Origin of the sequence: Solidesulfovibrio sp. DCME (assembly GCF_049995385.1) — a bacterium.
Classification (GTDB): Bacteria; Desulfobacterota; Desulfovibrionia; order Desulfovibrionales; family Desulfovibrionaceae; genus Solidesulfovibrio.
Genome location: NZ_CP188261.1, coordinates 4348097 through 4371748 on the forward strand (window position 1 = coordinate 4348097; position 23652 = coordinate 4371748).

A 23652-nucleotide genomic window follows, 5' to 3' on the forward strand; every position below is an offset into this window, starting at 1 on the left:
ACGAAAGGGGCCGGCGGCGAACCGCCGGCCCCGGATGGGCTGGGCCGGGCACCGTGGAGGAGCGGTGCCGGAACCCCAAAGGGTGGGCTGGGCGCCTAGGCGCTCTCGTAGAGGCGGGTGAGCACGAATTCGCGGTGCCCCAAGGCCTCGGTGGCCGTGGCGCGGCCATTGGCGGTGCGCAGCATCATGTCCAGCAACTGGTCGCCGGCCTGGTCCAGGTTGCACTCGCGGCGCAGGACACCGGAGACGTCCACGTCGACGTGCTCGCTCATGGTGCGCACGGTGCGGGGGTTGGAGCTGAGCTTGATCACGGGCAGGATGGGGTTGCCGATGATGTTGCCCTGGCCGGTGGGGAAGAAGTGCACGGCGAAGCCGGCGGCGGCGCACAGGGTGACCATTTCGGCGGCGGCCGAGGAGGAGTCCATGAACCACAGGCCCGGGCCGGTGGGGGCGTCGGCCTTGTCGAGCACGCCGTCCACGATGCATTTCTTGCCGATCTTCTGGATGTTGCCCAGGGCTTTTTCCTCGATGGTGGTCAGGCCGCCTTCGATGTTGCCCTTGGTGGGCTGGGAGTCGCACAGGTCGTCGACCTTGTGGGCCTCGACCAGGGCGGCGTAGCGGTCGAACATGGCCTGGAACTGGTCGCGGATTTCCGGGGTGCGGCAGCGGGCGGCCACGAGGTGCTCGCCGCCGGTGAGCTCGGTGGTCTCGCCGAACAGCAGGGTGCAGCCGAGCGCGTAGAGCTTGTCGAAGGCGTCGCCCACGGTGGGGTTGGTGGCCAGGCCCGAGGTGGTGTCGGACTCGCCGCACTTGGTGGACACCCAGAGGTCCTTGACGTCGCATTCGGTGCGCGGCAGTTCGGTCGCGAACTGCACGAATTCCTTGGCCTTGCGCGAGGCGGCGCAGATGGTTTCCAGATCGCCGTGCTGCTCGATGGAAAAGCCGGCCACGGGCTTGCCGGTCTTGGCGATGCCTTCCACCACCCGGTTCGTCCAGACCGGCTCGATGCCGATGACCACCACGGCAGCCACGTTGGGGTTGCAGCCCATGCCGATGAGGGTCTTGAAATGCAGGTCGAGGTCGGCGCCGAACTGGAGGCGGCCGTAGGGGTGGGGCAGGGCCAGGGTGCCCTTGATGTTGTTGGCCACGGCCTCGCAGGCGGCATTGGACAGGTCGTCAAGGGGCAGGATCACGACGTGGTTGCGCACGCCGACCCGTCCGTTCTCGCGCCGATACCCCATGAACTTGGTCTTCATGCCTACCACCTTTTCGTCTTGACGTTGTGGACGTGGAGATGCCCGCCAAAGGCGATCGGAGCGACCACCTTGCCGATGTCGGTACCGTATTTGATCACCGTGTCGCCCACGGCCAGGTCCTTGAGGGCCAGCTTGTGGCCGATGGGAATGGCGTCCTTGACCGTGACCGTGATGGTTGCGTCGTTTTCCATGACCCAGCCGGTCAGTTCCTGACCGGCCTCGACACCCTCGACCACAACGACGCCGACCGAGTCGCCGGGCTCATGGACAAGAAATTGAATAGCCATGCATTCCTCCTGACAGTGTTGTTCATGTCGCGGCTGGCCGGCCAGGCTGCCGCCGCTCGCGCCATGGCAATGCATCCAGCGCATCGCCAGGCAATTCCCCCGACCGGGCAAGCGCGGGCGCTTGCCATTGCCGGCGAAGGCGCCGCATACCGCCTGGCTTCCCTTCTCTTCCCCGCGCCCCACGGCGTATCCACGCTGCCGCACCAGGGTGAGCCAAACCCGCGCCTCTTCGCCGGCCGTGTCGTTTCGGCTGGCCGGTCCCTTCTGGGGTCCAGCCTGAGCAAGGGCTGTGCCTGCGCTCGGACTGACAGCCAACCAATTGGAATAATACGCGTTACGGAAATCGCGACCGCATCGGGCCACCGGCGGCAAGCTGAATATTCGACTTCAAGCCCAATATTGGTCGTGTTCCCGGCCGGCCCTGGCTCTGCCCGGGGCACCCGTCGCCGGCCAGCCGGCCTTGGGCCCGAACGCGGCCCCAAGGACCGCGCCCGCGGCCCGGAGCAACTGTCTTCCCATTGATTTATAACACTCTTTTGCGGACACTGGCCGCTTCCCCTCCGTCGCGGCCGCCGCTGCGCCAGCTTTTGGGTTTTGTGCCCAATACTGGTCGCCCAACCCGGGCCAGGCCTGGGACACCGTCAGAAATGCCTTGCAAATCCAAGAGATAAACACGCCCCAACCAGTGGCATATGTCTTGCTCGAAAGGCGAAAATCAAGTCCGGGCGGGAGTCTTTCCCGCCGTACCGACCGGCCCGCCCGGGGAAACGACCCTGGGCACGGACCGGCCCGCCCCGATCACGGACGGCGCCGGGCTCGTCAACCAAGCAAGAAAGGAGGGAGCTTCCGGAACTGACGGCCGAACGAGGCGACCAGCGTACACGTAGAGAATCACCTTTCGGCGAGGGAGAGCACACATGAAAAGACGCACGCTTGTTTTGGTTTTGGGTTTTTGTCTTCTCGTTTTCGCGGGCGGCGCGGCCCTGGCGGCCAAGCCCGTGATCCGCGTCAGCGGCCAGCCCTGCCTGCACGGCATGCCCACCTGGCTTGCCATCGAGGAAAAGGCGGACGCGGACAAGCCCTTCGAACTGCAATTCATGCTTTTCACTTCCGGCGCGCCCCAGGTCGAGGCCATGGCCGCGGACCAGTGGGATGTCGGGGCCATGGGCACCATTCCGTGCATGATGGCCAGCCTGCGCTACGGCGCCTTGCTCATCGGCATCTCCAACGACGAATCCGAAACCAACGACATCTGGGTCCGCCCGGACTCTCCCCTGCTCAAACACAAAGGGGCCAACCCGAAATTCCCCGACCTCTACGGCACGGCCGAAGACTGGAAAGGCAAGAAGATCCTGGCCACCACCGTGTCCACCGGCCACTACGCCCTAAGCGCCAGCCTGGCCGCCCTGGGGCTCAAGGACAGCGACGTCAAGATCGTCCACATGGAACAGGGCCAGGCCCTGGCCGCCTTCGGCGCCGGCGAGGGCGACATCATCCAGTTGTGGGCGCCCTCCAGCTACCTGGCCGAGGCCAAGGGCTGGGTGAAGGTCTCCTCGGGCCGCCGGGCCGGGGCCACGGTGCCGGGCGGCATCATGGTGCGCAAGGAATTCGCCGAGAAGCACCCCGACCTGGTCACGGCCTGGCTTGGCATCTACATGAACTACATCCACAAGATGCAGGCCGACCCCCAGGGCAACATCGAGCCCCTGTACAAGTACTTCACGGAATACTGCGGCCTGGAGCTCAACAAGGAGATGGTGGCCCAGGAGTTCAAGCTGCGCCCCCTGTTCGACGTCAAGGAGCAGGTCGCGCTGCTGACCGACCCCGGCAAGGCCGCCACCTGGATGCGCGGCGTGGCCCAGTTCCTGCTCAATCAGGGGCGCATCACCCAGAAGGAGTTCGACAAGTACGTGCAGGCCAATTGCTACATCGACGCCAGCTTCATGAAGGCGCTCGAAGCCAAAAAGGCCGGCCAATAGCGACCGCAACCCGGCGCCGCCGGCCGGTCGCGGCGGCGCCCAGCCAAAGCTTGCGAGGTTAGCGCACCATGCAGTCCACCGATCCTTCGTGCCAATGCGACAGCCTGCCGCTGGGCAACCCCGCCTGCGGCCAGGACGCGCGGCAAACCCAGGAACGCCTGGCCTTTTTGCGCCGCGCCGCGCGCGAGAACTGGATATCCATCGTCAGCTTCCTGCTGTTTCTCGCCGCCTGGGAGCTGATCTGCCGCCTGGACATCATCGGCCCCTACCAGCTCGTGCCGCCAAGCCAGGTCATCTGGGTGTTCTTCGACAAGTTCGTCAATCCCAACCCGGACGGCGCCGTGCTCCAGCACCACATCGTCACGAGCCTGATCGTCTCCCTGTCCGGCTTCGGGGCCGCCGCGGTCATCGGCGTGCCGCTGGGGCTGCTCATGGGCTGGTACAAGCCGGTCAACATGCTGGTGCGGCCCCTCTTCGACGCCGTGCGGCCCATCCCGCCCATCGCCTGGATCCCCATCGCCATCCTGTGGCTGGGCATCGGGTTGTGGGCCAAGGCCTTCATCATCTTCCTGGCCGCCTTCGTGCCCTGCGTCATCAACTCCTACACCGGCATCCGGCTGACCAACCCCGTGCTCATCCGGGTGGCCCGCATCTACGGCGCCTCCAACTGGGAGACCTTCCTCAAGATCGGCGCCCCGTCGTCGGTGGCCATGATCTTCACCGGGCTCAAGCTGTCCTTAAACGCCGCCTGGACCACGCTGGTGGCCGCCGAGCTTTTGGCCGCCTCCCAGGGCCTGGGCTACATGATCCAGATCGGCCGGCGCCTGGCCCGGCCGGACATCATCATCGTCGGCATGCTGACCATCGGCTTCACCGGCGCGCTCATGTCCGTGGCCCTGACCTTCATCGAATCCCGGTTCGCCTCGTCCAGGAAGCTCAACATATGAGTGCCGCCACCATGAGGCACAGGGCCCTGTCCCTGGCCGCGCCCCTGGGTTCCGCCGTCATCTTCCTCGCGCTGTGGCAGGCGGCCGTGCTGGCCGTCGGCAGCCAGGCCCTGCCCTCGCCGGCCATGGTCCTGGCCGAGGCCTTGCGCCTGTTCTCCATCAAGATCGGCGGCAACAGCGTCTGGATGCACGTCTACTACAGCATGCGGCGGGTGCTCATCGCCTACTTCTGGGCCGGCCTGTTCGGCTTGCCCCTGGGGCTGATGATGGGCTGGAACCGGACCTGCGACAAGGTGGTCAAGCCCATCTTCGAGCTGCTGCGGCCCATCCCGCCCATCGCCTGGATCCCCATCGCCATCCTGTGGCTGGGCATCGGCGAGGGGCCCAAGATCTTCATCTGCTTCGTCGGCTCCTTCGTCATCTTCGTGCTCAACTCCTACATCGGCATGCGCTACGTCGACCCGCTGCTCATCGACGCGGCCCGGGCCTTCGGGGCCAGCCGCCGCCAGCAGCTGTTCAACGTGGCCATACCGGCCAGCCTGCCGTCGGTCTTCGCCGGCGTGCAAAACGCCCTGTCCATGTCCTGGATGTGCGTGCTGGCCGCGGAAATGGTCGGCGCCCGCGAAGGCGTCGGGTTCCTCATCATCCAGGGAATGGACCTCAACAAGCCGGCCATGATCCTCGTCGGCATGGCGCTGATCGGCCTGATCGGCGCCGCCCTGGCCGTCATGTTACGCTTACTGGAGAGGGGGCTGTGTCCATGGCGCAAAGAGCTGGTGTGAAAATCGAATGCAGGGGCATCACCAAGTCCTTCACCGTGCAAAGCGACGTCCTGCATGTCCTCAGCGACATCTGCCTGGACGTGCATGAAAACGAGTTCCTGGTCATCCTCGGCCCGGGCCAGGGCGGCAAGACCACGCTGCTCAACATCATCGGCGGCCTGATGGCCCCGGATGCCGGCGAGGTCCGCATCGACGGCCGGGACATGTATGGCCCGAGCACCGACCGGGGCATCGTCTTCCAGCAATACGCCCTGTTCCCCTGGAAGACCGTGGAGGACAACGTGGCCTTCGGCCTGGCCATGAAGGGCGTGGGCCGCGACGAACGCCTGGCCGTGGCCCACCGCTACATCGACCTGGTGGGGCTTGGGGGCTTCGAGAAGGCCTACCCGGCCCAGCTCTCCGGCGGCATGAAGCAGCGGGTGGGCATCGCCCGGGCCTATACCGTCAACCCGGACATCCTGCTCATGGACGAGCCCTTCGGCGCCCTGGACGCCCAGACCCGCTACGCCATGGAAAAGGACGTCCTGGCCATCTGGCAGAAGGAACAGCGCACCGTGGTCTTCGTCACCAACAACATCGAGGAAGCCATCTACCTCGGCGACCGGGTCGTGGTCATGTCGGCCATGCCGGGCAAGGTGAAAAGCAGCTACGCCATCACCACGCCCAAGCCGCGCAACTACACCGACCCGGAATTCCTCGAAATGCGCAAACGCATCTCCAACGATACCGACCTTGTCCTGTAGGAGAAAGGCCGTGCAGACCCAATCGTTCGCATCGTACAAGGAAGGCCGGGACATCAAGGTCAAGGTGGACACCCTGACCAAGTGCTACGATGACCTGCTCGTGCTCGATGACATCAGCTTCGACATCTACAAGGGCGAGATGCTGTGCATCGTCGGCCCCACGGGCTGCGGCAAGACCACCTTCCTCAACTGCCTCTCCCGCTTCATCCCCATGACCAAGGGCGACATCCTGGTCGACGGCACGCCGGCCGACCCCACCCGCCACAACATCGCCTTCGTCTTCCAGGAGCCCTCGGCCATCCCCTGGCTGACCGTGGAGGACAACATCCGCTTCGGCCTGCGGGTCAAGCGGGTTGGCCCCGAGCGCATCGAGGAGCAGGTCGAACGCATGCTCGACCTGGTGGGCCTGCGCCGCTACCGGGCCTGCTACCCCAAGCAGCTCTCGGCCAGCATGGAGCAGCGCGTGGTCATCGCCCGCAACTTCGCCATCGACCCCGACCTGCTCCTCATGGACGAGCCCTACGGCCAGCTCGACATCAAGCTGCGCTACTACCTCGAGGACGAGCTGATCCGCATCTGGAAGGAAGTGGGCAGCACCGTGCTTTTCATCACCCACAACATCGAGGAGGCCGTCTACCTGGCCGAGCGCATCCTGATCCTGTCCCCCAAGCCCTCCACCATCAAGGAGGAGGTGCTGGTGGACCTGCCCCGGCCGCGCCAGTTCGACGACCCGGAATTCGTCAAGATCCGCGACTACGTCACCGAATGCATCAAATGGTGGTAGGCGGCCGGCCGGCCGCCGGGAGGCAGGCATGTCGGCCTATCTGAAGGGCCTTTTCGACCTGACCGGGCACACGGCCCTGGTCACCGGCGCCAGCGGCGGCCTGGGCTGGGCCATGGCCCGGGCCCTGGGCCAGGCCGGGGCCTCCCTGGTCCTGGTGGCCAGGGACCCGGCCCGGCTGGACGCGGCCGCCCGCGACCTCGCCGCCGCCGGGGGGTCGGTGCGGGCCATCCCGTGCGACCTGGCCGCCGGCGACACCCTGGCCGACCTGGCCAGGCTCGCCGCCGCGGACGGCGAGGCGCCGGACATCCTGGTCAACGCGGCCGGGGTCAACCCGCGCCTGCCCTGGGAAGCGGTCACGCCCGAGGCCTGGGACGCGACGTTGCGCTTAAACCTCACCGTCCCGTTCTTCCTGGCCCGGGAGCTCGTCGCGGGCATGCGCCGGCGCGGCTTTGGCCGCATCATCAACCTGGCCTCCCTGCAAAGCGTGCGGGCCTTCGCCAACGGCGCGCCCTACGGCGCCTCCAAGGGCGGCGTGGCCCAGCTCACCCGGGCCATGGCCCAGGCCTGGTCCGGTGCGGCCAGCGGCATCACGGCCAACGCCATCGCCCCGGGCTTTTTCCGCACCGCCCTGACCGCTTCGCTGTTCGCCGACGAACGAACCGCCCGGGAACTGGCCGGCCAGACCGTCGTCGGCCGCAGCGGCGAACCCGAGGACATCGAGGGCCTGACGGTCTTTCTGGCCTCGCCGGCCGCGGCCTACGTCACCGGCCAGGTCGTTTTTTGCGACGGCGGCTGGTCAGCCGTCTGAGGGCCAGTCGTTTTCCGCACCGCTTCGACCACCCCGTACCCGCCAGGCCGGACGGAGCACGGCCCGGCGGGCAAACCCGCCACCGGCCGCCCGCCACCCCGGGCGGGCCGGCCCGCAACGCAGGCGCGCACGCCAAGGAGGTCGCCATGCCGCGATTGGGGAATTTGTCTTTCGCCCGCAAGCTCGGCCTGGGATTTGGCGGCATCATCTGCCTGTCCCTGTGCGTCATCGCGGTGTCCTTCGGCTATTTCGAAAGCGTCAGCCAAGCCAACCGGATCAGCGCCCGCACCTTCGAGGCCCAGGCCCTGCGCCAGGCCATCCTGACCGACCTGGTGGACATGGAAACCGGCAAGCGCGGCTACGCCCTGGCCGGCCGCGACGAATACCTGGCCCCCTACGAGGCCGGAAAGGAGCGTTTCGACGCCCACCTGGCCACCCTGCGCCAGCTCCTCGGCGAGAGCGCCGGGGAACGCGAGGACCTCGACGCCCTGGAGCGCACCTACCGCCAGGGCATCCTGCCCGAGTCCGAACGGCTCATCGACCTGCGCCGCGCCCTGCTGCGCTTCGAGGACATCGGCCGGGTCATCGACTTCGCCTCCAAAAGCGAAACCAAGGCCCACATGGACGCCGTGCGGGCCGCCCTGGCCAGGGGCGAGGCCGGCCGGGGGTTCGCCGTGGTCGCCGACGAGGTGCGCAAGCTGGCCGAAAAAAGCATGGCCGCCACCCGCCAGGTGGACGAAACCATCGACGGCATCCAGCAGGGCACCCGGGACAACGTGGCCCGGGTGGACGAAGCGGCCCAGGCCATCGGCACGGTCAGCGCCCTGACCCGCGACTGCGGCCTGGCACTCGCGGCCATCGTCGGCCTGGCCGAGCGCGTCTCGGGCCAGATCGGCGGCATCGCCTCGGCCAGCGAACAGCAGGCCGCCAGCAGCGACGCGGTCAGCCAGGCCGTGGCCGATATCGACCGCGTCAGCCTCGAAACCGACGCCGCCATGGAACGTTCGGCCGGGGCCGTCCAGGGGCTGGCCAGGCAGGCCCACGACATCCGGGAGCTCATCGGGGCCATGCGCCACGACGGCCACGCCCCCGCCCTGCCGGCCGGGGCCTAGCCAGCGGCGCCCCGGGGCGCCGCCTCAGTCGTCGCGGCCCGGCTGGATGCCGAGCTTGCGCATGCGGTACTGGAGGGTGGTGCGGGGGATGCCGAGCAGGCCGGCGGCGCTGTCCGGCCCGGAAACCCGGCCCTTGGCCAGGGACAGGGCCTCCTGGATGTGGCGCTTCTCCATCTGGCGCAGGGTGGCGAAACCGCCCGGCTCCTCGTTTGGGCGCACGCGCACCTCGCCGAGCAGCCCCCGCACGTCGCCCGGGGTTAACGGCCGATGGACGTTGGCGATAAGCAGGCGGCTTATGGTGTTGCGCAGCTCGCGGATGTTGCCGGGCCAGGCGTATTCCTGGAGCAGGGACATGATGGCCATGGAAAAGGTGATGTCCGGCACGCGCATCTGGGCGGACAGGATGCCGGAGATGCGCTTGGCCAGCACCGGGATGTCCTCGCGCCGCTCCCGCAGGGGCGGGATGGTGATGATCATGGTGGCCAGGCGGTAATAGAGGTCCGTGCGCAGCCGCCCGTCCAGCAAGGATTTGCGGATGTCGATGTTGGTGGCCGCGATGAGGCGGATGTCGGCCTTGAGCGAAAAGGACTCGCCCACCCGCTCGAAGCTGTTCTCCTCCAGGACTTGCAGGAGCTTGCTTTGCAGGTCCAGGTGCAGCTCGCCGATCTCGTCGAGAAAAAGCGTCCCCCGGCTGGCCATCTCGATGCGGCCCACCCGCTGGCTGGTGGCGCCGGTAAAGGCCCCCTTGCCGTGGCCGAACAGTTCGCTTTCAAAAAGCGTGGTCACTAAGGCCGGGCAGTTGACCTTGACGAAATTGTGCTTGGCCCGGCGGCTGCGGTCGTGGATGTAGCGGGCGATCATGGTCTTGCCCGTGCCGGTCTCGCCCTGGATGAGGATGGGCACCTCCAGGGGGGCCACCCGACGGATCTGCTGCATGATGGCCTTCATGGCCAGGCTCTCGAAGACCGGCCCCTCGACCGTGTCCGGCGGCGGGCTCGGCGCGCCGGCCAGAGGGCCGGATTCCAGCACGGCCACCCGCTCCCGGGACAGGATGGCGTCCACCCCGGAGGAGACGAAGGGGGTGAGTGCGGCGATGAAATCGACGATGTCCATGAGCCGCGCCGGTTCCTGGCGAAACGAGCAGTGCAGGGTGCCGAGCACATTGTCGCGCACCAGCAGCGGAAAGGCGATGGTGACGTTGAGCCCGGCCTCGGCCAGGGGATTGTCCAGCTCGTCCTTGAACTGGTTGGCCAGGTCGCGGATGACCACCGGCTCGCGGGAGGTGATGACCAGGCCGGCCACGGTGCGGGAGCTGGCGTTGCGCACGCTCGACTGAGCGCCGACCACCACGCCCTCGGCCGAGGTGAAGTAGCTGAGGATCTGGATGTCGGAGTCGTAAAGGTTGATGGCCAGGCGGTCGTAGGCGAAAATCCGGCGCAGTTCGTTGCTTAGGACCTTGAAATAGCCCTTGCGGCTCACCGAGGTCAGCACGGCGTCGTTTAGGCGCCGGATGACCTGGTGCAGCACGTCGACGTTGCGCAGGTCCACGGCCATGGCGGATTTCGTTTGCGGCATACCGGCGAAGCCTCCGGGCGTCGGGATGGCGGCCCCGGGCGGCCCCTCGGACGGGGGCGGCCCCGGCCGCCCGGGGCGCCACCATAGGGAAAATCGCCCCGATGCAAAACCCTCTTTCCCCCGGCGTTCAGCGGGCGGGGCGGGGCAGGAAATAGGTGGTGTTGGCGCTTGGCACCACGGCCAGGCGCGCCCGCGGCCCGAGCTCGGCCAGCCACCGGTCCAGCGTCTCCTGGAGCCGGACCTTGCGCAGATGGCAGCGGGCCAGGCTGGCCTCGTCGAGCTTGGAGACCACGCCCACCGTGAACCGGGTCAGGGTCCGGCTGAACAGGAAGGCCTTGTGGGCGCCCATGCGAAAGCCCTTGGCCCGAAACTCCTCCAACTGGGCCTCGGGACCTGGGAACCGGCGGACGTAGTCCTCGTAGGCCTCGTCGCCGATGCCCTGTTCGCAGGCGGCCAGAAGCAGGATGCGCCCGCCCTCCCGGGCGCACAGCGATGCCAGGTTGAGCCCCTTTTGGGCCTGGTACAGGCAAATGTCCTTGGGATGGCCGCCGCAGGAGGCCACCACCAGGTCGTAGCCGCCGCCCGTAACCGGCACGCCGTAGAGGCTGTCGCACAGCGGCGCCCCGGCCGCCACCACCGCCTCGGGCCGCCCGGCCCACAGCCCGAGCACGCGCTTTGCCGGGTCGAGGACCACGTTGACGGCGAAATCGACCCCGGCCAGGCGGCCGGCCTCGTCGAGGTCCTGGCGCACGGGGTTAGCGCCCAGCACCCCCACCTGCGCCCCCTGGCCGAACATCAGGGAATGGTTGGCCTGCACGGCCCGCACCGAGCCGCAGCCCACGACCACGCCCTTGGCCCCGCCGGTAAAGCCCACGAACTGGTGGGGATCGATCTGGCCGACGACGATTTTCAGCTCGGCCGCGGCATAGGCGGCATTGACCTCCACCGGCGTGCCCCGGCTGGTGACGCCGCAACGCGCCAGGGGCGAACGACGGGCGTCGTGGGCCATGGTGCGGCAGCCGCCCACGACCTCCGGTGGCAGGAGCCTGTCGAGGTCGGCCTGGCTGGCCGGCGGGTGCAGGCCGCCGCCCATGATGACAACGACGTCCCGGGGGGCCAACTGCGGCCAGGCGTCGAACAGGCGCCGCACAAGCGGCGGCAGCAGCAAGCCCAGGGGCGTCGGCCGGGTTTCGTCCGGCACGGCGATGGCCACGCTGGCCGGTTTGGGCCGGGCGGCGAAAGGCGCCGTGCCAAGCGGCGCATCCAGGGCCGCCTCCAGGGCCGCCGTGGGGTCGGCCAGGGGCGCCAGGGGGCTTGGCCGCAGCACGTCCACCGTCACGGTGTCCGGAAAACGCACCCGCCGCTCCTCGTGGCCGTAGCGCAAGGCAATATCCATGGCGCAAGCCTCCATTGCGGCCGCCGTGACAAGGCGGCGCGGGAGGGGCCGCTCCCCCCGCGCCGCACGTGGACAGTTCCGGCGGGCCGTTACCCGGCATCCCCGTGGGGGAGGATGAGCCACGAGGGCCTGGACGTCCCGCCCGCGCCTGTCCCGGCGCGTCCCGCCTGGCCTGTCCGCGAACGTTGCCTATGGGTCGGCCGCGGACGCCGCAGGCGGGCATGAGCCTCGGGCATCAAACCGCCGCCAAGGCTGCCGGGAAACGCCGGCTAGGCGCCGAGGCCGCCGATGCAGGTGTATTTGATGACCGTGTAGTCGTCGATGCCGTGGCGCGAGCCTTCCCGGCCCATGCCGCTTTCCTTGACCCCGCCGAAGGGGGCCTCGCACACCGAGATGATGCTCTCGTTGACGCCGACCAGGCCGTACTGCATGCCCTCGGACACCCGAAAGGCCGTGCCCAGGTCCTTGGTGTAGACGTAGGCGGCCAGGCCGAACTCGGTGTCGTTGGCCATGGCCACGGCCTCGGCCTCGGTTTTGAAGCGGAAAACCGGGGCCAGGGGGCCGAAGGTCTCTTCCTTGGCGAAGGCCATGGCCGGCGTGGCCTCGGCGATGACCGTGGGCTCGAAGAAGGTGCCGCCCAGGGCGTGGCGCTTGCCGCCGCACACGAGCTTGCCGCCCTTGGCCAGGGCGTCGGCCACTTGCCCTTCGACCTTGGCCAGGGCGCTGGCGTCGATCAGCGGCCCCTGGGTCACGCCGGGCTCCAGGCCGTTGCCGACCGTGAGTCCGGCGACGGCCTGGGTCAGCTTGTCCACGAACCGGTCGTAGACCCCTTCCTGGACGTAGAAGCGGTTGGTGCAGATGCAGGTCTGGCCGGTGTTGCGGTACTTGCTGGCCATGCCGCCGGCCACGGCCAGGTCGATGTCCGCGTCGTCGAAGACCAGAAACGGCGCGTTGCCGCCCAGTTCCATGGAGACCTTCTTCACGGTGCCGGCGCACTGGCGGATCAGCGTCTTGCCGACCTCGGTGGAGCCGGTGAAGCTGATCTTGCGCACGGCCGGGTTCTCGGTCAGCTCGGCGCCGATGGCCCGGGAATCGCCGGTGAGCACGTTGAACACGCCCTTGGGCACGCCGGCCGCGGCGGCCAGGTCGCACAAGGCCAGGGCCGAATAGGGGGTCTGGGTGGCCGGCTTGACGATGACCGGGCAGCCCACGGCAAAGGCCGGCCCGACCTTGCGACCGAGCATGGCCATGGGGAAGTTCCAGGGGGTGATGATGCCGACCACGCCCACGGGCTCGCGGGTGACCAGGATGCGCTTGTCGCGCCAGGGGGCCGGCACGATGTCGCCGTAGACCCGGCGGGCCTCCTCGGCGAACCAGCGCAGGAAGCTGCAACCGAAGCCGATCTCGCCCCGGGCCTCGGCCAGGGGCTTGCCCTGCTCCAGGGTCATGAGCCGGGCCAGTTCCTCCTGGTTTTTCATGATGAGCTCCCGCCAGCGCAGCAGGATGTCGGCCCGTTCGATGGCGGTCATGGCCCGCCAGGCCGGCCAGGCCTCGGCGGCGGCGGCGATGGCCCGGGCCGTTTCCGGCCGGCCGCATTTGGGGACGGTGCCCAGGGTTTCGCCGGTGGCGGGGTTGGTGACGGGGATGGCCTCCCCGCCGTCGGCGGCGACCCATTCGCCGCCGATGAAGCAGGCCTCACGCAAAAGTTCGGGTTTGGCTGACACGATGCACCACTCCTTTGTTACGCATCCCGTTGGTTGGCCTTCACTCTCCCCGGTCGGGAGGGCAGGCTATTCCGTGACCTTGTAGACGGCGTTGCAGTCCTCGGTGCCGAGCCCGGCGGCGCTGGCCTTGCGCAACACGCCCAGGGCGGCCATGATGGCCGGGATCTTCATGCCCCAGGCCACGGCCATTTCGCAGCCCAGGCGCACGTCCTTGAGGGCCAGGTCCAGGCCGAAACGGTTGGCGAAATCGTCGTTTGCGATCCACGGGCCGCGCACGTCCATCTGGAAGCTGCGCGCGCCGGTGTCCTGGAGCAGTTCGATGAGCACCGAACGCTTGATGCCGGCCTTTTCGCCGATGCGGATGCCCTCGGCCAAAACGGCCAGGTTGGTCATGCCCACCATGTTGCTGATGAGCTTGATGGCGCAGGCGGCTTCCACCGTGCCCATGTAGTAGGCCGGCGCGCCGATGATCGGCCACAGCCCGGCCAGTTCGTCGAAAACGGCCTTGTCGCCGCCGACGAACAGGGGCTCCTCGGCCTTTTCCGCATGGGCCGGGGTCTTGCCCAGGGTGCATTGGAGAAAGCGGCAGCCCCTGGCCCTGGCCGCGGCCTCCAGTTCCACCGAGGTCTGCGGGTCGATGGTGCTCAGTTCGATGTGGATCGCGCTGGGCTTGAGCTTTTCCATGAGCCCGCCCTGGCCGAGCATGACGTCCAGGACATGCCTGGGCAGGGGCAGGCTGGTGAAGACCAAGTCCTTGTCGGCCAGGTCGGCCAGGACGGTGGCGGCCTTGCCGGTTTCCCCGGCGGCCAGGGTCTTTTTGACGGCATCGGCGCTGAGGTCGTAGACGGTCACATCCTTGCCGGCTCGGATGAGGTTGCGGGCCAGCGGCCCTCCCATGAGCCCGACACCGATAAATCCGATCTGCATAGGCCTTCTCCTTGAGGCGTTGGCGTTGCCGCCGCACGGTTGCGGACTTCTATCTGCCACGGGACCGGTTCTCGCGCTTGCCGCGCGCGTGGATTTCGAGCTGCCCGCCGGCGCTCCCGCCGGCGTCCGGGCCTTGCCCCATCAAGAATCGTGCTGGCGCAACGCGCTGCCGCAACATGCTCTAATCAAATAGTATTTTCAAAACCCTCCCGGCAAGCCCCCGGCCGTGGCAGCCCAAATACCAGCGTCGCGCCCGACTCTGGGCAGCCCGCGCCGCATCGGGCCGCAGGGGAGAGGCGGCGCACGCCGGGCGCACCGCCCAATATCGGGCCGACGGCCGGCAGCTGCGCCCGGTGCGGGGCGGCCTTGAACAAACAGGCACTGTTTGATAAAAATCAATTTTCCCGGTGTGTTCCACGATAGCGGCGACACCCGGGCCGCCGGGCGCGCCCCGTTACTGTGCCCTGGCCCGGTTGCTGCAGGCCACCCGGCCAGGGCGCTCGCCTTCCCATGCCCCGCCGGCCCGCGGCCGGCCGACAGCCCCGCGGAAAGGACCCTCCATGGCCTACCCTCTCCGTGTGCTGGCCGAAGCCGGGCAAGCCGTGCTCATGGCCCACGGCATGCCCCCCGGCACGGCGGCCAGCGTCATGGACGTCCTGCTTACGGCCGAGGCCCGGGGCTTCGCCTCCCACGGCCTGCTGCGCCTGCCCGGGATCGTGGCCGGCATCGCCGCCGGGGCCATCGACCCGGCGGCCGAGCCGGTCATCGAGGCCACCTCCCCGTGCGGCCTGCGTGTCGACGGCCGCTACGCCCCAGGCCCCCATGCCGCCCGGCTGGCCATGGAGGCGGTCATCGCCCGGGCCGGGGCCAACGGGCTGTGCCTGGCCACGGCCAGTCGGCTGTCCCATTTCGGCTTCGGCGGCTATTACGCGGACATGGCCGCGGCCGCGGGCCTTTTGGGCCTGGTCCTGTGCAATACCCAGCCCGCCGCCGGCCCCTTTGGCGGACGCCGCAAGGCCCTGGGAACCAACCCCATTTCCTTTTCCTGCCCAACCGGGCGGCCGGACGGCCGTCCCATCAGCCTGGACATGGCCACCACGGCGGCGGCCCGGGGCCGCATCCTGGCCCACAAGCTGCGTGGCGACCCCCTGCCCCCGGACATCGCCGCCGATGCGCACGGCCGGGCGACGACCGATCCCGACGCGGCCCTGGCCGGGTTCCTGCTGCCCCTCGGCGGCCTGTTCGGCTACAAGGGCACCGGCCTGGCCATCATGGTGGACATCCTCGGCGGCGCCCTGGCCGGCGCGGCCACCGGGCTGCGGGTGCGCGGGACGCTCGACGCCGACACGCCCTGCACGGCGGGGTTCCTGTTTTTGGCCCTGGACCCGGCCTTTTTCTGCGGCCGCGAGCGGTTTTTGGCCGAGGTCGACCGGCTGGTGGACGACCTGCGCCAATCCGGCCCCGATGTGCGCCTGCCCGGGGAACGCGGCCACGCCCGGGCGGCCCGGGCGGCCGTGGCGGGCGTGGCGCTGCCGCCGGCCCTGGTGGAGCGCCTGCGCGCCCTGGAGGCCGAGGCCGGCCTGGACGCCTTGTCGCGATGGGGCCGGGACCGGTGAGGCGGGCATGAGCTGCGACGCCACGGCGGCCATCCTGGCCGGCGCCCTGGCCGGCGCCTTCGTGTCCGGGGTGTCGGGCTTCGCCTTCGGGCTCGTGGCCCTGTCCTTCTGGGCCTGGCAGCTCGACCCGCCGCTGCTGGGGCCGATGGTCGTCTTCGGCTCCATCGTCACCCAGGCCACGTCCCTTGCCGCCATCTGGGCCCGCCTGGATTGGCCCCGGCTGCGGCCGTTTCTGGCCGGGGGCGTCCTTGGCGTACCCATCGGCGTCCTGCTCCTCGGCGTCCTGGACCTGCGGCTTTTCAAGGCGACGGTGGGCGTGGTGCTCGTCGCCTACGGCGCCTATCTTCTGTTGGCTCCCCCCCGCCCGGCCGTCCGGTTCGGAGGCAGGCTGGCCGACGGCGCGGCCGGATTCGTCGGAGGGGTGATGGGGGGGCTGGCCGGCCTCAACGGGCCGGCGCCCGTGCTGTGGTGCACGGTGCGGGGCTGGGACAAGGACGTGCAGCGCGGCATCGTCCAATCCTACATCCTGGCCATCCAGGTCGTAACCTTCCTCGGCTACGGCGTGGCCGGCAAACTGACCCGGCCGGCCTGGGAGGCTTTCGGCCTGATGCTGCCGGCGGTGGCGGTTGCCGCCTGGCTGGGGGCGCGGGCCTGCCACCGGGTGAGCGCCGATCTTTTCCGGCGCCTGGTCCTTGTGCTGCTGGTGCTGTCCGGGGCGGCCCTGCTGGCGGACGTGCTCGGGCACGGGTAGGCCGCTTCCTCCTCTCCCGGTCAGGCGCCTTCCCGGGCGCCCTGCCGCGCCCGCTCCGAACGGGCGGGGCCAGCTTGCCGCTCCGGCTTCGAACGAGGCCACCTCCCCTTGGCCCGCCGGTGACGAACAGGCAGGCCAGGCTGGGCCTTTGGGGTCACTGGCCGTATTTTTGGAATCCACGTGAGCGCAAATAGACGGAACGGCGCAACCATCAGGCTGGAATAGAAGGCAAAAGATGCGGCACTGTCCGGTTGTCTCCGGCGGTTGCCCCGGCGTATCCTCCACGCTTACGCGCCGTGGCGAAGACGTGGCCGCGCCCGGGTCCCACGGGCCCGGCCCGCGGCGGACGGCGCGCCAGCCATCAACATCCCAGACCCGAAGGAGGCCGGCCATGCCCTTGCGGTTGCCGCCCGTTTTCCGTGTGTTCCCGGCCTTGGCCCTGGCGGTCGCCGTCTGCTGCGCGTGGGAGGCCCGGGCGGCCACCGTCACCGACGCCCTCGGCGCGACCGTCACCGTGCCCGACGCGCCCAAGCGGGTCTACGCCCTGTCCCCGCCGGACGCCCTGCTGGTCTACGCCATCAACCCCTGCCTGCTGGTGGGCTGGAACATGCCCCAGCCGCCGGCGGCCAAGGCCTGGTATCCGGCCTGCGTCCGCGACCTGCCGGTGCTGGGCGGCTTTTTCGGCCAGGGCATGACCCCCAACAAGGAGGCGCTGCTCGCCGCCGCCCCCGATCTCGTCATAAGCGGCACCATGGCCAGGTCCAACCGGGATTTCGACGCCTTTTTCACGGGCCTCGGCATCCCGGTGGTGCATATCGACAGCGGCACCGTGGCCGACTATCCCAAGGCCCTGCGACTGCTCGGGCGGCTCCTCGGCGACCCGGCGCGCGGCGAAGCCCAGGGCGCCTACGCCCAGGACACCCTGGAAGCCATCGCCAAGGGGGTGGCGGGCATCCCCGAGGACAAACGCCTGCGCGTCTACTACGCCGAGGGCGAGGACGGCCTGGCCACCGACGGCAGGGGCTCGTTCCACACCCAGGTGCTGGAGATGGCCGGCGGCATCAACGTCCACGCCACGCCCCAAACCCAGCGCTACGGCATGGACAAGGTCACCATGGAGACGGTGATCGGCTACGCGCCCCAGCTGATCCTGGCCCAAACGCCCAAGGTCCAGGCCGCCATCCAGGCCTCGCCGACCTGGCGGGTCATCCCGGCCGTGCGCGACGGCCGGGTCGTCGGCCTGCCGAGCCTGCCCATCAACTGGTTCGACCGGCCGCCCTCGTTCATGCGCCTGCTGGCCCTCAAGTGGATGGCCCATACCCTGTATCCGGACGCCTTTCCCTATGACATGGCCCGGGAGACCCAGGCCTTCTGCAAGCTTTTTTGGGACAAGGACCTGACCGAAGCCCAGGCCCGGGCCCTGCTGGAATCGGGCGCAGCCGCCAGGCCGTGAGCCCGCGCCGCCCCCTCCCCGGCCAGGCACCCCGCCGGACGAACGCCATGCCCTGGGCCCTGGCCGCGCTGCTGCTCGTCGCGGCTGTCTGGTCGCTGACGGTCGGCAACTACCCCATTTCCCTGGCCGACCAATGGCACTGCCTGCTGGCCGCCTGGGACCCGTCCGCGCCGCCGGCCACGGACCGGGCCAGGCTCGTCGGCGTGGTGCTCGGCGACATCCGCGCCCCGAGGCTTGCGGCGGCCGTGCTCATCGGTGCGGCCCTGTCCGCCTCGGGCGCGGCCTACCAGTCCATGTTCGTCAATCCGCTGGTCTCGCCGGGGTTGCTCGGAGTGCTGGCCGGCGCCTCCTTCGGGACGGCCCTGGGCATGCTGGCGGGCCTTCCCTGGACGCTGGTCCAGGGCTGCGCCTTCGCCGGGGGCATCGCCGCCGTGGGCCTGGCCCTGGGGCTGGCCCGGGTCAGCCGTGGCGACCGGCTGTTGCTGCTCGTCCTTGGCGGCGTCATCAGCACCGCCCTGTTCACCGCGCTGCTCGCGGCGGTCAAATACGTGGCCGACCCCACCAACCAGCTCCCGGCCATCACCTACTGGCTCATGGGCGGCCTGTCCCGGGCCGACCGGGGCACGGTTCTCCAGGCGGCGCCGCTGTTTGTCCTGGGGCTGGCCGGGCTGTTCCTCTCTTCCCGCCAGCTCGACCTGCTGAGCCTCGGCGACGAGCAGGCCCGAAGTCTCGGGCTGTCCGTGGGCGCGGTGCGGCTTTGGCTCATCGTCCTGTCCACGGTCTTAAGCGCGGCCACGGTCTCCATCGCCGGGCTCGTGGGCTGGGTGGGGCTGATCATCCCCCATGCCGGCCGGCTGCTGGTCGGGCCGTCCAACCGGCGGCTGCTGCCCACGGCCGCCCTGCTCGGCGGGCTGTACCTGCTGCTCGTCGACGACATCTCCCGGCTGGCCTTCGCCGTGGAGATTCCGCTGGGCATCCTGACGGCCCTGGCCGGCATTCCCTTCTTCCCGCTGGTGCTCAGGCATTCGCGCCGGACCTGGGGCTGACATGGGAATCCTGGCGGCGCAAGACCTGGCCTTCGCCTACAACGGCACCCCGGTGCTCGACGGGGTGTCCTTCGCGGTGGGTACGGGAGAGCTCGTCTGCCTGCTCGGGCCAAACGGCTGCGGCAAGACCACGCTGCTCAAGCTCCTGCTCGGGCTGCTCCCGCCGACCGCCGGCCAAGCCCTGGTGCGCGGCCGGCCGGCCCACGCCACGCCGCCCCGGGAACTGGCCGCGGCCGTGGCCTACGTGCCCCAGGCCCACCAGCCCGCCTTCGCCTACAGCGTGCTCGAGGCCGTGCTCATGGGCCGCGCCGCCCGGTCGTTTTTCTTCGGACCCCCGACCGCCCGGGACCGGGACATCGCCCTGGAAGCCCTCGACCGCTTCGCCATCGCCCACCTGGCGCACACGCCCGTCACCCAATTAAGCGGCGGCCAGCGCCAACTGACCCTGCTGGCCCGGGCCCTGGCCCAGGGCGCCAAGGCGCTGGTCCTCGACGAGCCCATAACCGGCCTCGATTTCGGCCACCAGGCCCGGTTCCTGGAAATCCTGCGCGGGCTTTGCCGCGAAGGCTACACTTGCGTGATGACCACCCACTTCCCGGACCATGCCCTGTGGGTGGCCGACCGCGTGCTTCTGTTGCGCGACGGCCGGATCGAGGCCGACGGCCCGCCGGCGGCGGTGGTCACCGGGGAGGCGCTGGGCCGCCTCTACGGCCTGGCTGTGTCCGTTTTCCCCATTGCCGCGGCCCTGCGGGTCTGCGTCCCGGACCGGATCAGCCGGTTGTGCCGGGAGGCGCCCGGCCGCCCCTAACCAAGGAGTCCCCATGCACTGCCCCGTCTGCGCGCGCGGCTGCGCGCTTGCCCCCGGCCAAAGCGGCGCCTGCGGCCGGTATGCCCGCCAGGGCGACACGGTCGTCGAACGCTACCCGGACCGCTACCTCATCACCGCCCCCATTTCCGTGGAAACCATTCCCCTGCTCCATTTCCACCCGGGCGCGCCGTTTTTCCAGATAAGCACCATCGGCTGCAATTTCGACTGCCCGGGCTGCATCGCCACGGTCACGGCCCGGGAGATGCCCCCGGACAGCCCGGCCCTGCGCCACCTCGCCCCCGAGGCCGTGGTGGACATGGCCGAGGCCCAGGGCTGCCGGGGCATCGCCTTTCTCATGAACGACCCCCTGGCCTCCTATTACACCTTCTTAAACGTGGCCCGCCTGGCCAAGGCCCGGGGGCTGCTGGTGGCCTGCGCCACCAACGCCTACTTCACCGAGGCGTCCCTCGCGCCGCTTCTCGGGCTGCTCGACGCGGTCAACATCGGCGTCAAGGGCGCCGGGCCAGACGGCATCCGGGCCTGCGGCGGCGGGGACCCCCGGGTGGTCGTGCGCAACATCCGAGCCCTGGCCGCCGCCGGCACCCACGTGGAGGTCGCCTGCATGGACCGCCTGGACAACCGGGACGACACCCGGCTGCTGGCCAGGCTGCTGGCGGAGATCTCCCCGGACATGGCCCTGCAGCTCATGCGCTACGTGCCCATCGAGGCGGCCGACCCGGCCCTGGAGCCGGCCATCGCCGACACCGAGGCCTTCGCCCGGGAGCTGCGCCAAGGCAGCCTCCCCTTCACCTACGTCTTCAATGCCCCCGGCTCCCGCGACCTGGACACGGTCTGCCCGGACTGCGGCGAGCGCATCGTCGCCCGCGACTTCTACGGCCCCATGGGGGCGCGGCTGCTGTCGCCGGCGCCGCAGACGGCGCACGGGGACGTGCGCTGCGGCCGCTGCGGCCGGGACGCGGCCATCACCGGCCCGGTCTCGCCGCCACAGCTGCGCGAGGGGGCGTTTCAGGGCGGCTATCCCTTCACCCGGGGCCTGGAGATCGTGGAGGCCATGTGCCTGGCCATGGGGGTCGACGAGCAGGCCGAGGTGGTCCTGGCCTGGGAACACCTGCTTGGCCAGGGCATGCTCACCCGGCTGCACCACGACATCCAGACCATCGACGGCTATCTCGGCCTCATCCGCCATTTCGGCGAGGTCCTCGGGCGTAGGTCCCAGGCGGAGCGGCTTGTGGACTACCTGACCGCCCTGATGGAGCCGGCCCGGCAAGCCGTCGCCGGTGTCAGCCGCCGCCCCAGGACCTATTACGCCATGGGCAAGCCCCTGTTCGCCATCATGGGCAGCCGCCTGGAAAACCATCTCGTCGGCGTGGCCGGCGGGGAAAGCGTCAACGCCAGCCTGGACCTGCGGGGCCGGCCGGGGCGCAGCATCGACGTGGAGACCCTGGCCCGCCTGGACCCGGAGGTCATCTTCATCTCGGCGTTCCTGTCCAACGCGCCCGAGGCCTTCCTGGCCGACTGCCGGGCCCTTCGCCTGGACGTCGCGGCGGTGCGCACCGGGCGGGTGTACACCTCCCCGGTGCCGGCCAGCGACTTCGGCGCGCCCAAATGGGTGCTGGGGCTGCGCTACCTGGCCAGCAAGCTGCACCCGGACCGGTTTACCTGCGACATCGAGGCCGACGCGGCCGCCTATCACGCCTTCGTCTTCGGCCAGGCCTATCCGCTGGCCACGATCAACCGGTCCTTTGCCAAGCCCAGCCGGTTGTGGCGGTTTCGGCAGGCAGTCGCGACGCCGGGAAGCGCTGGCGGGGAGGCGCGGTTCTCCTGAGACAGCCAGGGGCCGCTTCGGCGGATACCACCGCAGCCTGCAAAAGGGGCCGTCCGACGATGATCTGGCCGCAGACCGCACGATGGCGTCATTTCGGACGAAACCGCGACACCTGGTCGCTGAAATCGCACGACGTCCGGTACAACCGCGCTTCGACCCGGATCGTGTCGCCGAAATCGAGGTTCTGCTCGGTGGCGGCCTCGTAAACGGGCCAGGCAGGCAGCCCCGGCCCGTTGGGCTCGCCGGTTTTGGCGAAATTGAGCCAATAGGCCATGACCAGGCGCGACAGTTCCCGGTCCAGCTCCGTGTAGCCCGGGTCCGCCATATTGCCGAAGACGTAGGCCAGGTCCACGCCGTGGAAAGCGCCCAGTTCCCGGCCGCGCGCCGTATCCGGCCGCCGGGTGAACCGGTAGAGGAAGGCGTCGGTGCGGGCGCCGGCCAATGACCGGGCCATGAGACGGGCGGGGGCGGCATTGACGGCCACGGTCACCACCCGGTCGATGGCCCCGGGCACGTCGGCGTCGGCGGCAGCGGGAAACACCCGCTCGGCCTCGCCCGTCCGGTCGCCAAAGCGGACCTTGAGAAAGGCCTGGTACTTGGCCCGGTCGAGTCCTGTTTCACCCCGCAGGGAGGTCGTGCTTTCGTTGCCCGTGCTGCCCAGGATCATGGGCACCCGGGAGTGGCCGACGTCGCCCAGGGCAGTCGCGGGATCATGGAGCAGAACCTGGCCGTCGAAAACCGGAGCGAAAAAAGGCCCTCATCGAAAAGGCCGGTGCGGCAGTCGGCGGCCTTGACCACCTCCCGCGCCGGGACGGCCCGCAGGCAGGTCGCCTCGTCCGGGGCCGTGGCGCAGCCGAGGCGGGCGCTGAGTTCGCGCCCCATGGCGGCGGCGTGTCCCGGGTCGCCGTCAAAGGCCGCGGCCAGGTATTCCGAACCGTTGAGGGGACCGCCGCTTTGGGCAATGGCCCGGTTGAACAGCCCCCGGGCCATGGGGCTCAGGCACAGCAAGGACACCGAGCGCGAGCCGGCGGATTGGCCGAAAATGGTCACCCGCCCGGGATCGCCGCCAAAAGCGGCGATATTGCGTCGGACCCAACCCAGCGCCGCCATCTGGTCCAGCAGGCCGTAATTGGCCGAGACGCCGCCGCTTGCCGCAGCGGCCAGCTTCGGATGCACCAGAAAACCCAAGGGACCGAGGCGATAGTTGAGGGTCACGACCACCACGCCCTGCCGGGCGAGGTTGCTCCCTTCGTATTCCTCCTGGGAAGCCGCCCCGAAGTTGAACCCGCCACCGTGCATCCAGACCATGACCGGCAGGGCTTCGCCCGCCGTCTCCCCGGCCGGGGCCCAGACGTTGAGGAAAAGACAATCCTCGGCGCAACCGCCCGCCAACGGTCCGCCCTGGGGACAAGCGGGCCCGAAAGCCACGGCCTGGCGCGGTTCGGTCCAGGCCGTCACCGGCCGGGGTGGCCGGAAACGGCCCTCGCCACCGGCGCGGCGGCATAGGGTATGCCCAGATAACGGCGCACCCCGCCCTCCTCCAGACCGAGCACCGGGCCGCTGTCCAGGGCGACCCGGCCGGAAGGTGCCGCGGCCGCGCCGCCGGACCGGGTCGGGACGCGGAGCCCAAGGAGGCACGCCGCCAGCAGCAAGGACCGCCAAACGCTTCCCCCCGGCAGTTCCTTGCGGCGAGGCGCCCGGATCGTCCGGGAAACGGCGGCAGGGGGTAAGGCAACGATTTCGGGGCGCAGTGGCACTTCGGCCCCACGCCAGCATCCGGTGCGCCGGCCCGTGAGGGCGCGCAGGGCCTTC

Annotated in this window: 21 protein-coding genes; 13 read left to right on the top strand and 8 right to left on the bottom strand. The window is 69.6% G+C overall.

The annotated features are described in order from the left end of the window. Positions 1–95 precede the first annotated feature (95 nt). Both ACP59X_RS19240 and ACP59X_RS19245 read right to left on the bottom strand, forming a co-directional pair. Positions 96–1256 (bottom strand): UxaA family hydrolase, encoded by a 1161-nt coding sequence (locus tag ACP59X_RS19240; RefSeq protein ID WP_428561578.1) that lies wholly within the window; start codon positions 1254–1256, stop codon positions 96–98. Between the two features lie 2 nt (positions 1257–1258). Beyond that, positions 1259–1543, bottom strand: a complete 285-nt coding sequence (locus ACP59X_RS19245; RefSeq protein WP_428561580.1) for a UxaA family hydrolase — start codon at positions 1541–1543, stop codon at positions 1259–1261. Positions 1544–2460: 917 nt separating this feature from the next. On the opposite strand from ACP59X_RS19245, the gene ACP59X_RS19250 reads away from it, so the two are divergent. The 7 genes from ACP59X_RS19250 (at position 2461) to ACP59X_RS19280 (ending at position 8698) form a co-directional block, all read left to right on the top strand. Further along, a complete protein-coding gene (locus tag ACP59X_RS19250) occupies positions 2461–3522 on the top strand; it encodes an ABC transporter substrate-binding protein (protein WP_428561583.1) in 1062 nt (353 codons plus the stop codon). A gap of 68 nt (positions 3523–3590) precedes the next feature. Next, on the top strand, positions 3591–4469 hold the full coding sequence (locus tag ACP59X_RS19255) for an ABC transporter permease (protein WP_428561586.1): 879 nt from the start codon (positions 3591–3593) through the stop codon (positions 4467–4469). Beyond that, positions 4466–5251: an ABC transporter permease gene (locus ACP59X_RS19260; RefSeq protein ID WP_428561588.1), complete on the top strand. Its 786-nt coding sequence runs from the start codon at positions 4466–4468 to the stop codon at positions 5249–5251. Before ACP59X_RS19255 ends, ACP59X_RS19260 begins: the two co-directional genes overlap by 4 nt. Then, positions 5230–5994 (top strand): ABC transporter ATP-binding protein, encoded by a 765-nt coding sequence (locus ACP59X_RS19265; protein ID WP_428561591.1) that lies wholly within the window; start codon positions 5230–5232, stop codon positions 5992–5994. The genes ACP59X_RS19260 and ACP59X_RS19265 overlap by 22 nt, the downstream gene beginning before the upstream one ends. A 10-nt stretch (positions 5995–6004) precedes the next feature. Continuing rightward, positions 6005–6778, top strand: coding sequence for an ABC transporter ATP-binding protein (locus ACP59X_RS19270; RefSeq protein WP_428561593.1), 774 nt, complete (start codon positions 6005–6007; stop codon positions 6776–6778). Between the two features lie 28 nt (positions 6779–6806). After that, positions 6807–7586, top strand: coding sequence for an SDR family NAD(P)-dependent oxidoreductase (locus ACP59X_RS19275; RefSeq protein ID WP_428561596.1), 780 nt, complete (start codon positions 6807–6809; stop codon positions 7584–7586). 146 nt (positions 7587–7732) lie between these two features. Continuing rightward, a complete protein-coding gene (locus ACP59X_RS19280; RefSeq protein ID WP_428561598.1) occupies positions 7733–8698 on the top strand; it encodes a methyl-accepting chemotaxis protein in 966 nt (321 codons plus the stop codon). A gap of 24 nt (positions 8699–8722) precedes the next feature. Here ACP59X_RS19280 and ACP59X_RS19285 read toward each other — a convergent pair whose 3' ends face one another. The 4 genes from ACP59X_RS19285 to ACP59X_RS19300 all read right to left on the bottom strand — a co-directional run bounded on the left by ACP59X_RS19285 (position 8723) and on the right by ACP59X_RS19300 (position 14320). Then, a complete protein-coding gene (locus tag ACP59X_RS19285; RefSeq protein ID WP_428561601.1) occupies positions 8723–10273 on the bottom strand; it encodes a sigma 54-interacting transcriptional regulator in 1551 nt (516 codons plus the stop codon). A gap of 127 nt (positions 10274–10400) precedes the next feature. Further along, the gene (larAH5, locus tag ACP59X_RS19290; protein ID WP_428561604.1) at positions 10401–11669 is read right to left on the bottom strand and encodes a nickel-dependent malate racemase, LarAH5 family; all 1269 of its coding nucleotides are present in this window, start codon (positions 11667–11669) and stop codon (positions 10401–10403) included. A gap of 269 nt (positions 11670–11938) precedes the next feature. Continuing rightward, positions 11939–13393 (bottom strand): NAD-dependent succinate-semialdehyde dehydrogenase, encoded by a 1455-nt coding sequence (locus ACP59X_RS19295; RefSeq protein WP_428561606.1) that lies wholly within the window; start codon positions 13391–13393, stop codon positions 11939–11941. Between the two features lie 66 nt (positions 13394–13459). Beyond that, positions 13460–14320 carry an NAD(P)-dependent oxidoreductase gene (locus ACP59X_RS19300; protein WP_428561609.1) on the bottom strand — a complete coding sequence of 287 codons (861 nt, stop codon included), beginning with the start codon at positions 14318–14320 and terminating at the stop codon, positions 13460–13462. A gap of 560 nt (positions 14321–14880) precedes the next feature. On the opposite strand from ACP59X_RS19300, the gene ACP59X_RS19305 reads away from it, so the two are divergent. The 6 genes from ACP59X_RS19305 (at position 14881) to ACP59X_RS19330 (ending at position 21840) form a co-directional block, all read left to right on the top strand. Further along, the gene (locus ACP59X_RS19305; protein ID WP_428561612.1) at positions 14881–15936 is read left to right on the top strand and encodes an Ldh family oxidoreductase; all 1056 of its coding nucleotides are present in this window, start codon (positions 14881–14883) and stop codon (positions 15934–15936) included. 7 nt (positions 15937–15943) lie between these two features. Next, complete coding sequence (locus ACP59X_RS19310; protein WP_428561614.1) at positions 15944–16687, top strand: sulfite exporter TauE/SafE family protein; 744 nt, start codon at positions 15944–15946, stop codon at positions 16685–16687. A 391-nt stretch (positions 16688–17078) separates the two neighbouring features. Beyond that, the gene (locus ACP59X_RS19315; RefSeq protein WP_428561615.1) at positions 17079–18140 is read left to right on the top strand and encodes an ABC transporter substrate-binding protein; all 1062 of its coding nucleotides are present in this window, start codon (positions 17079–17081) and stop codon (positions 18138–18140) included. 47 nt (positions 18141–18187) lie between these two features. Beyond that, positions 18188–19186, top strand: coding sequence for a FecCD family ABC transporter permease (locus tag ACP59X_RS19320; RefSeq protein ID WP_428561618.1), 999 nt, complete (start codon positions 18188–18190; stop codon positions 19184–19186). Between the two features lies 1 nt (position 19187). Then, complete coding sequence (locus ACP59X_RS19325) at positions 19188–19994, top strand: ABC transporter ATP-binding protein (RefSeq protein ID WP_428561620.1); 807 nt, start codon at positions 19188–19190, stop codon at positions 19992–19994. Between the two features lie 13 nt (positions 19995–20007). Continuing rightward, the gene (locus ACP59X_RS19330; RefSeq protein ID WP_428561623.1) at positions 20008–21840 is read left to right on the top strand and encodes a radical SAM protein; all 1833 of its coding nucleotides are present in this window, start codon (positions 20008–20010) and stop codon (positions 21838–21840) included. A gap of 88 nt (positions 21841–21928) precedes the next feature. On the opposite strand, the gene ACP59X_RS19335 is transcribed toward ACP59X_RS19330, so the two are convergent. Both ACP59X_RS19335 and ACP59X_RS19340 read right to left on the bottom strand, forming a co-directional pair. Then, entirely contained in the window at positions 21929–22561 is a 633-nt protein-coding gene (locus ACP59X_RS19335; RefSeq protein ID WP_428569968.1) for a carboxylesterase family protein, read from the bottom strand. Next, positions 22504–23616, bottom strand: a complete 1113-nt coding sequence (locus ACP59X_RS19340; protein ID WP_428569971.1) for a carboxylesterase family protein — start codon at positions 23614–23616, stop codon at positions 22504–22506. Before ACP59X_RS19340 ends, ACP59X_RS19335 begins: the two co-directional genes overlap by 58 nt. Between the last annotated feature and the right edge of the window lie 36 nt (positions 23617–23652).

Excerpts from the sequence above, each read along its gene's own strand:
- ACP59X_RS19265 (WP_428561591.1), top strand. The coding sequence starts at position 5,230 with ATGGCGCAAAGAGCTGGTGTGAAAATCGAATGCAGGGGCATCACCAAG.
- ACP59X_RS19250 (WP_428561583.1), top strand. The coding sequence starts at position 2,461 with ATGAAAAGACGCACGCTTGTTTTGGTTTTGGGTTTTTGTCTTCTCGTT.
- ACP59X_RS19305 (WP_428561612.1), top strand. The coding sequence starts at position 14,881 with ATGGCCTACCCTCTCCGTGTGCTGGCCGAAGCCGGGCAAGCCGTGCTC.
- ACP59X_RS19340 (WP_428569971.1), bottom strand. The coding sequence starts at position 23,616 with ATGCTGGCGTGGGGCCGAAGTGCCACTGCGCCCCGAAATCGTTGCCTT.
- ACP59X_RS19275 (WP_428561596.1), top strand. The coding sequence starts at position 6,807 with ATGTCGGCCTATCTGAAGGGCCTTTTCGACCTGACCGGGCACACGGCC.
- ACP59X_RS19325 (WP_428561620.1), top strand. The coding sequence starts at position 19,188 with ATGGGAATCCTGGCGGCGCAAGACCTGGCCTTCGCCTACAACGGCACC.
- larAH5 (WP_428561604.1), bottom strand. The coding sequence starts at position 11,669 with ATGGATATTGCCTTGCGCTACGGCCACGAGGAGCGGCGGGTGCGTTTT.
- ACP59X_RS19320 (WP_428561618.1), top strand. The coding sequence starts at position 18,188 with ATGCCCTGGGCCCTGGCCGCGCTGCTGCTCGTCGCGGCTGTCTGGTCG.
- ACP59X_RS19240 (WP_428561578.1), bottom strand. The coding sequence starts at position 1,256 with ATGAAGACCAAGTTCATGGGGTATCGGCGCGAGAACGGACGGGTCGGC.
- ACP59X_RS19310 (WP_428561614.1), top strand. The coding sequence starts at position 15,944 with ATGAGCTGCGACGCCACGGCGGCCATCCTGGCCGGCGCCCTGGCCGGC.
- ACP59X_RS19245 (WP_428561580.1), bottom strand. The coding sequence starts at position 1,543 with ATGGCTATTCAATTTCTTGTCCATGAGCCCGGCGACTCGGTCGGCGTC.
- ACP59X_RS19300 (WP_428561609.1), bottom strand. The coding sequence starts at position 14,320 with ATGCAGATCGGATTTATCGGTGTCGGGCTCATGGGAGGGCCGCTGGCC.
- ACP59X_RS19285 (WP_428561601.1), bottom strand. The coding sequence starts at position 10,273 with ATGCCGCAAACGAAATCCGCCATGGCCGTGGACCTGCGCAACGTCGAC.
- ACP59X_RS19260 (WP_428561588.1), top strand. The coding sequence starts at position 4,466 with ATGAGTGCCGCCACCATGAGGCACAGGGCCCTGTCCCTGGCCGCGCCC.
- ACP59X_RS19330 (WP_428561623.1), top strand. The coding sequence starts at position 20,008 with ATGCACTGCCCCGTCTGCGCGCGCGGCTGCGCGCTTGCCCCCGGCCAA.
- ACP59X_RS19315 (WP_428561615.1), top strand. The coding sequence starts at position 17,079 with ATGCCCTTGCGGTTGCCGCCCGTTTTCCGTGTGTTCCCGGCCTTGGCC.
- ACP59X_RS19280 (WP_428561598.1), top strand. The coding sequence starts at position 7,733 with ATGCCGCGATTGGGGAATTTGTCTTTCGCCCGCAAGCTCGGCCTGGGA.
- ACP59X_RS19255 (WP_428561586.1), top strand. The coding sequence starts at position 3,591 with ATGCAGTCCACCGATCCTTCGTGCCAATGCGACAGCCTGCCGCTGGGC.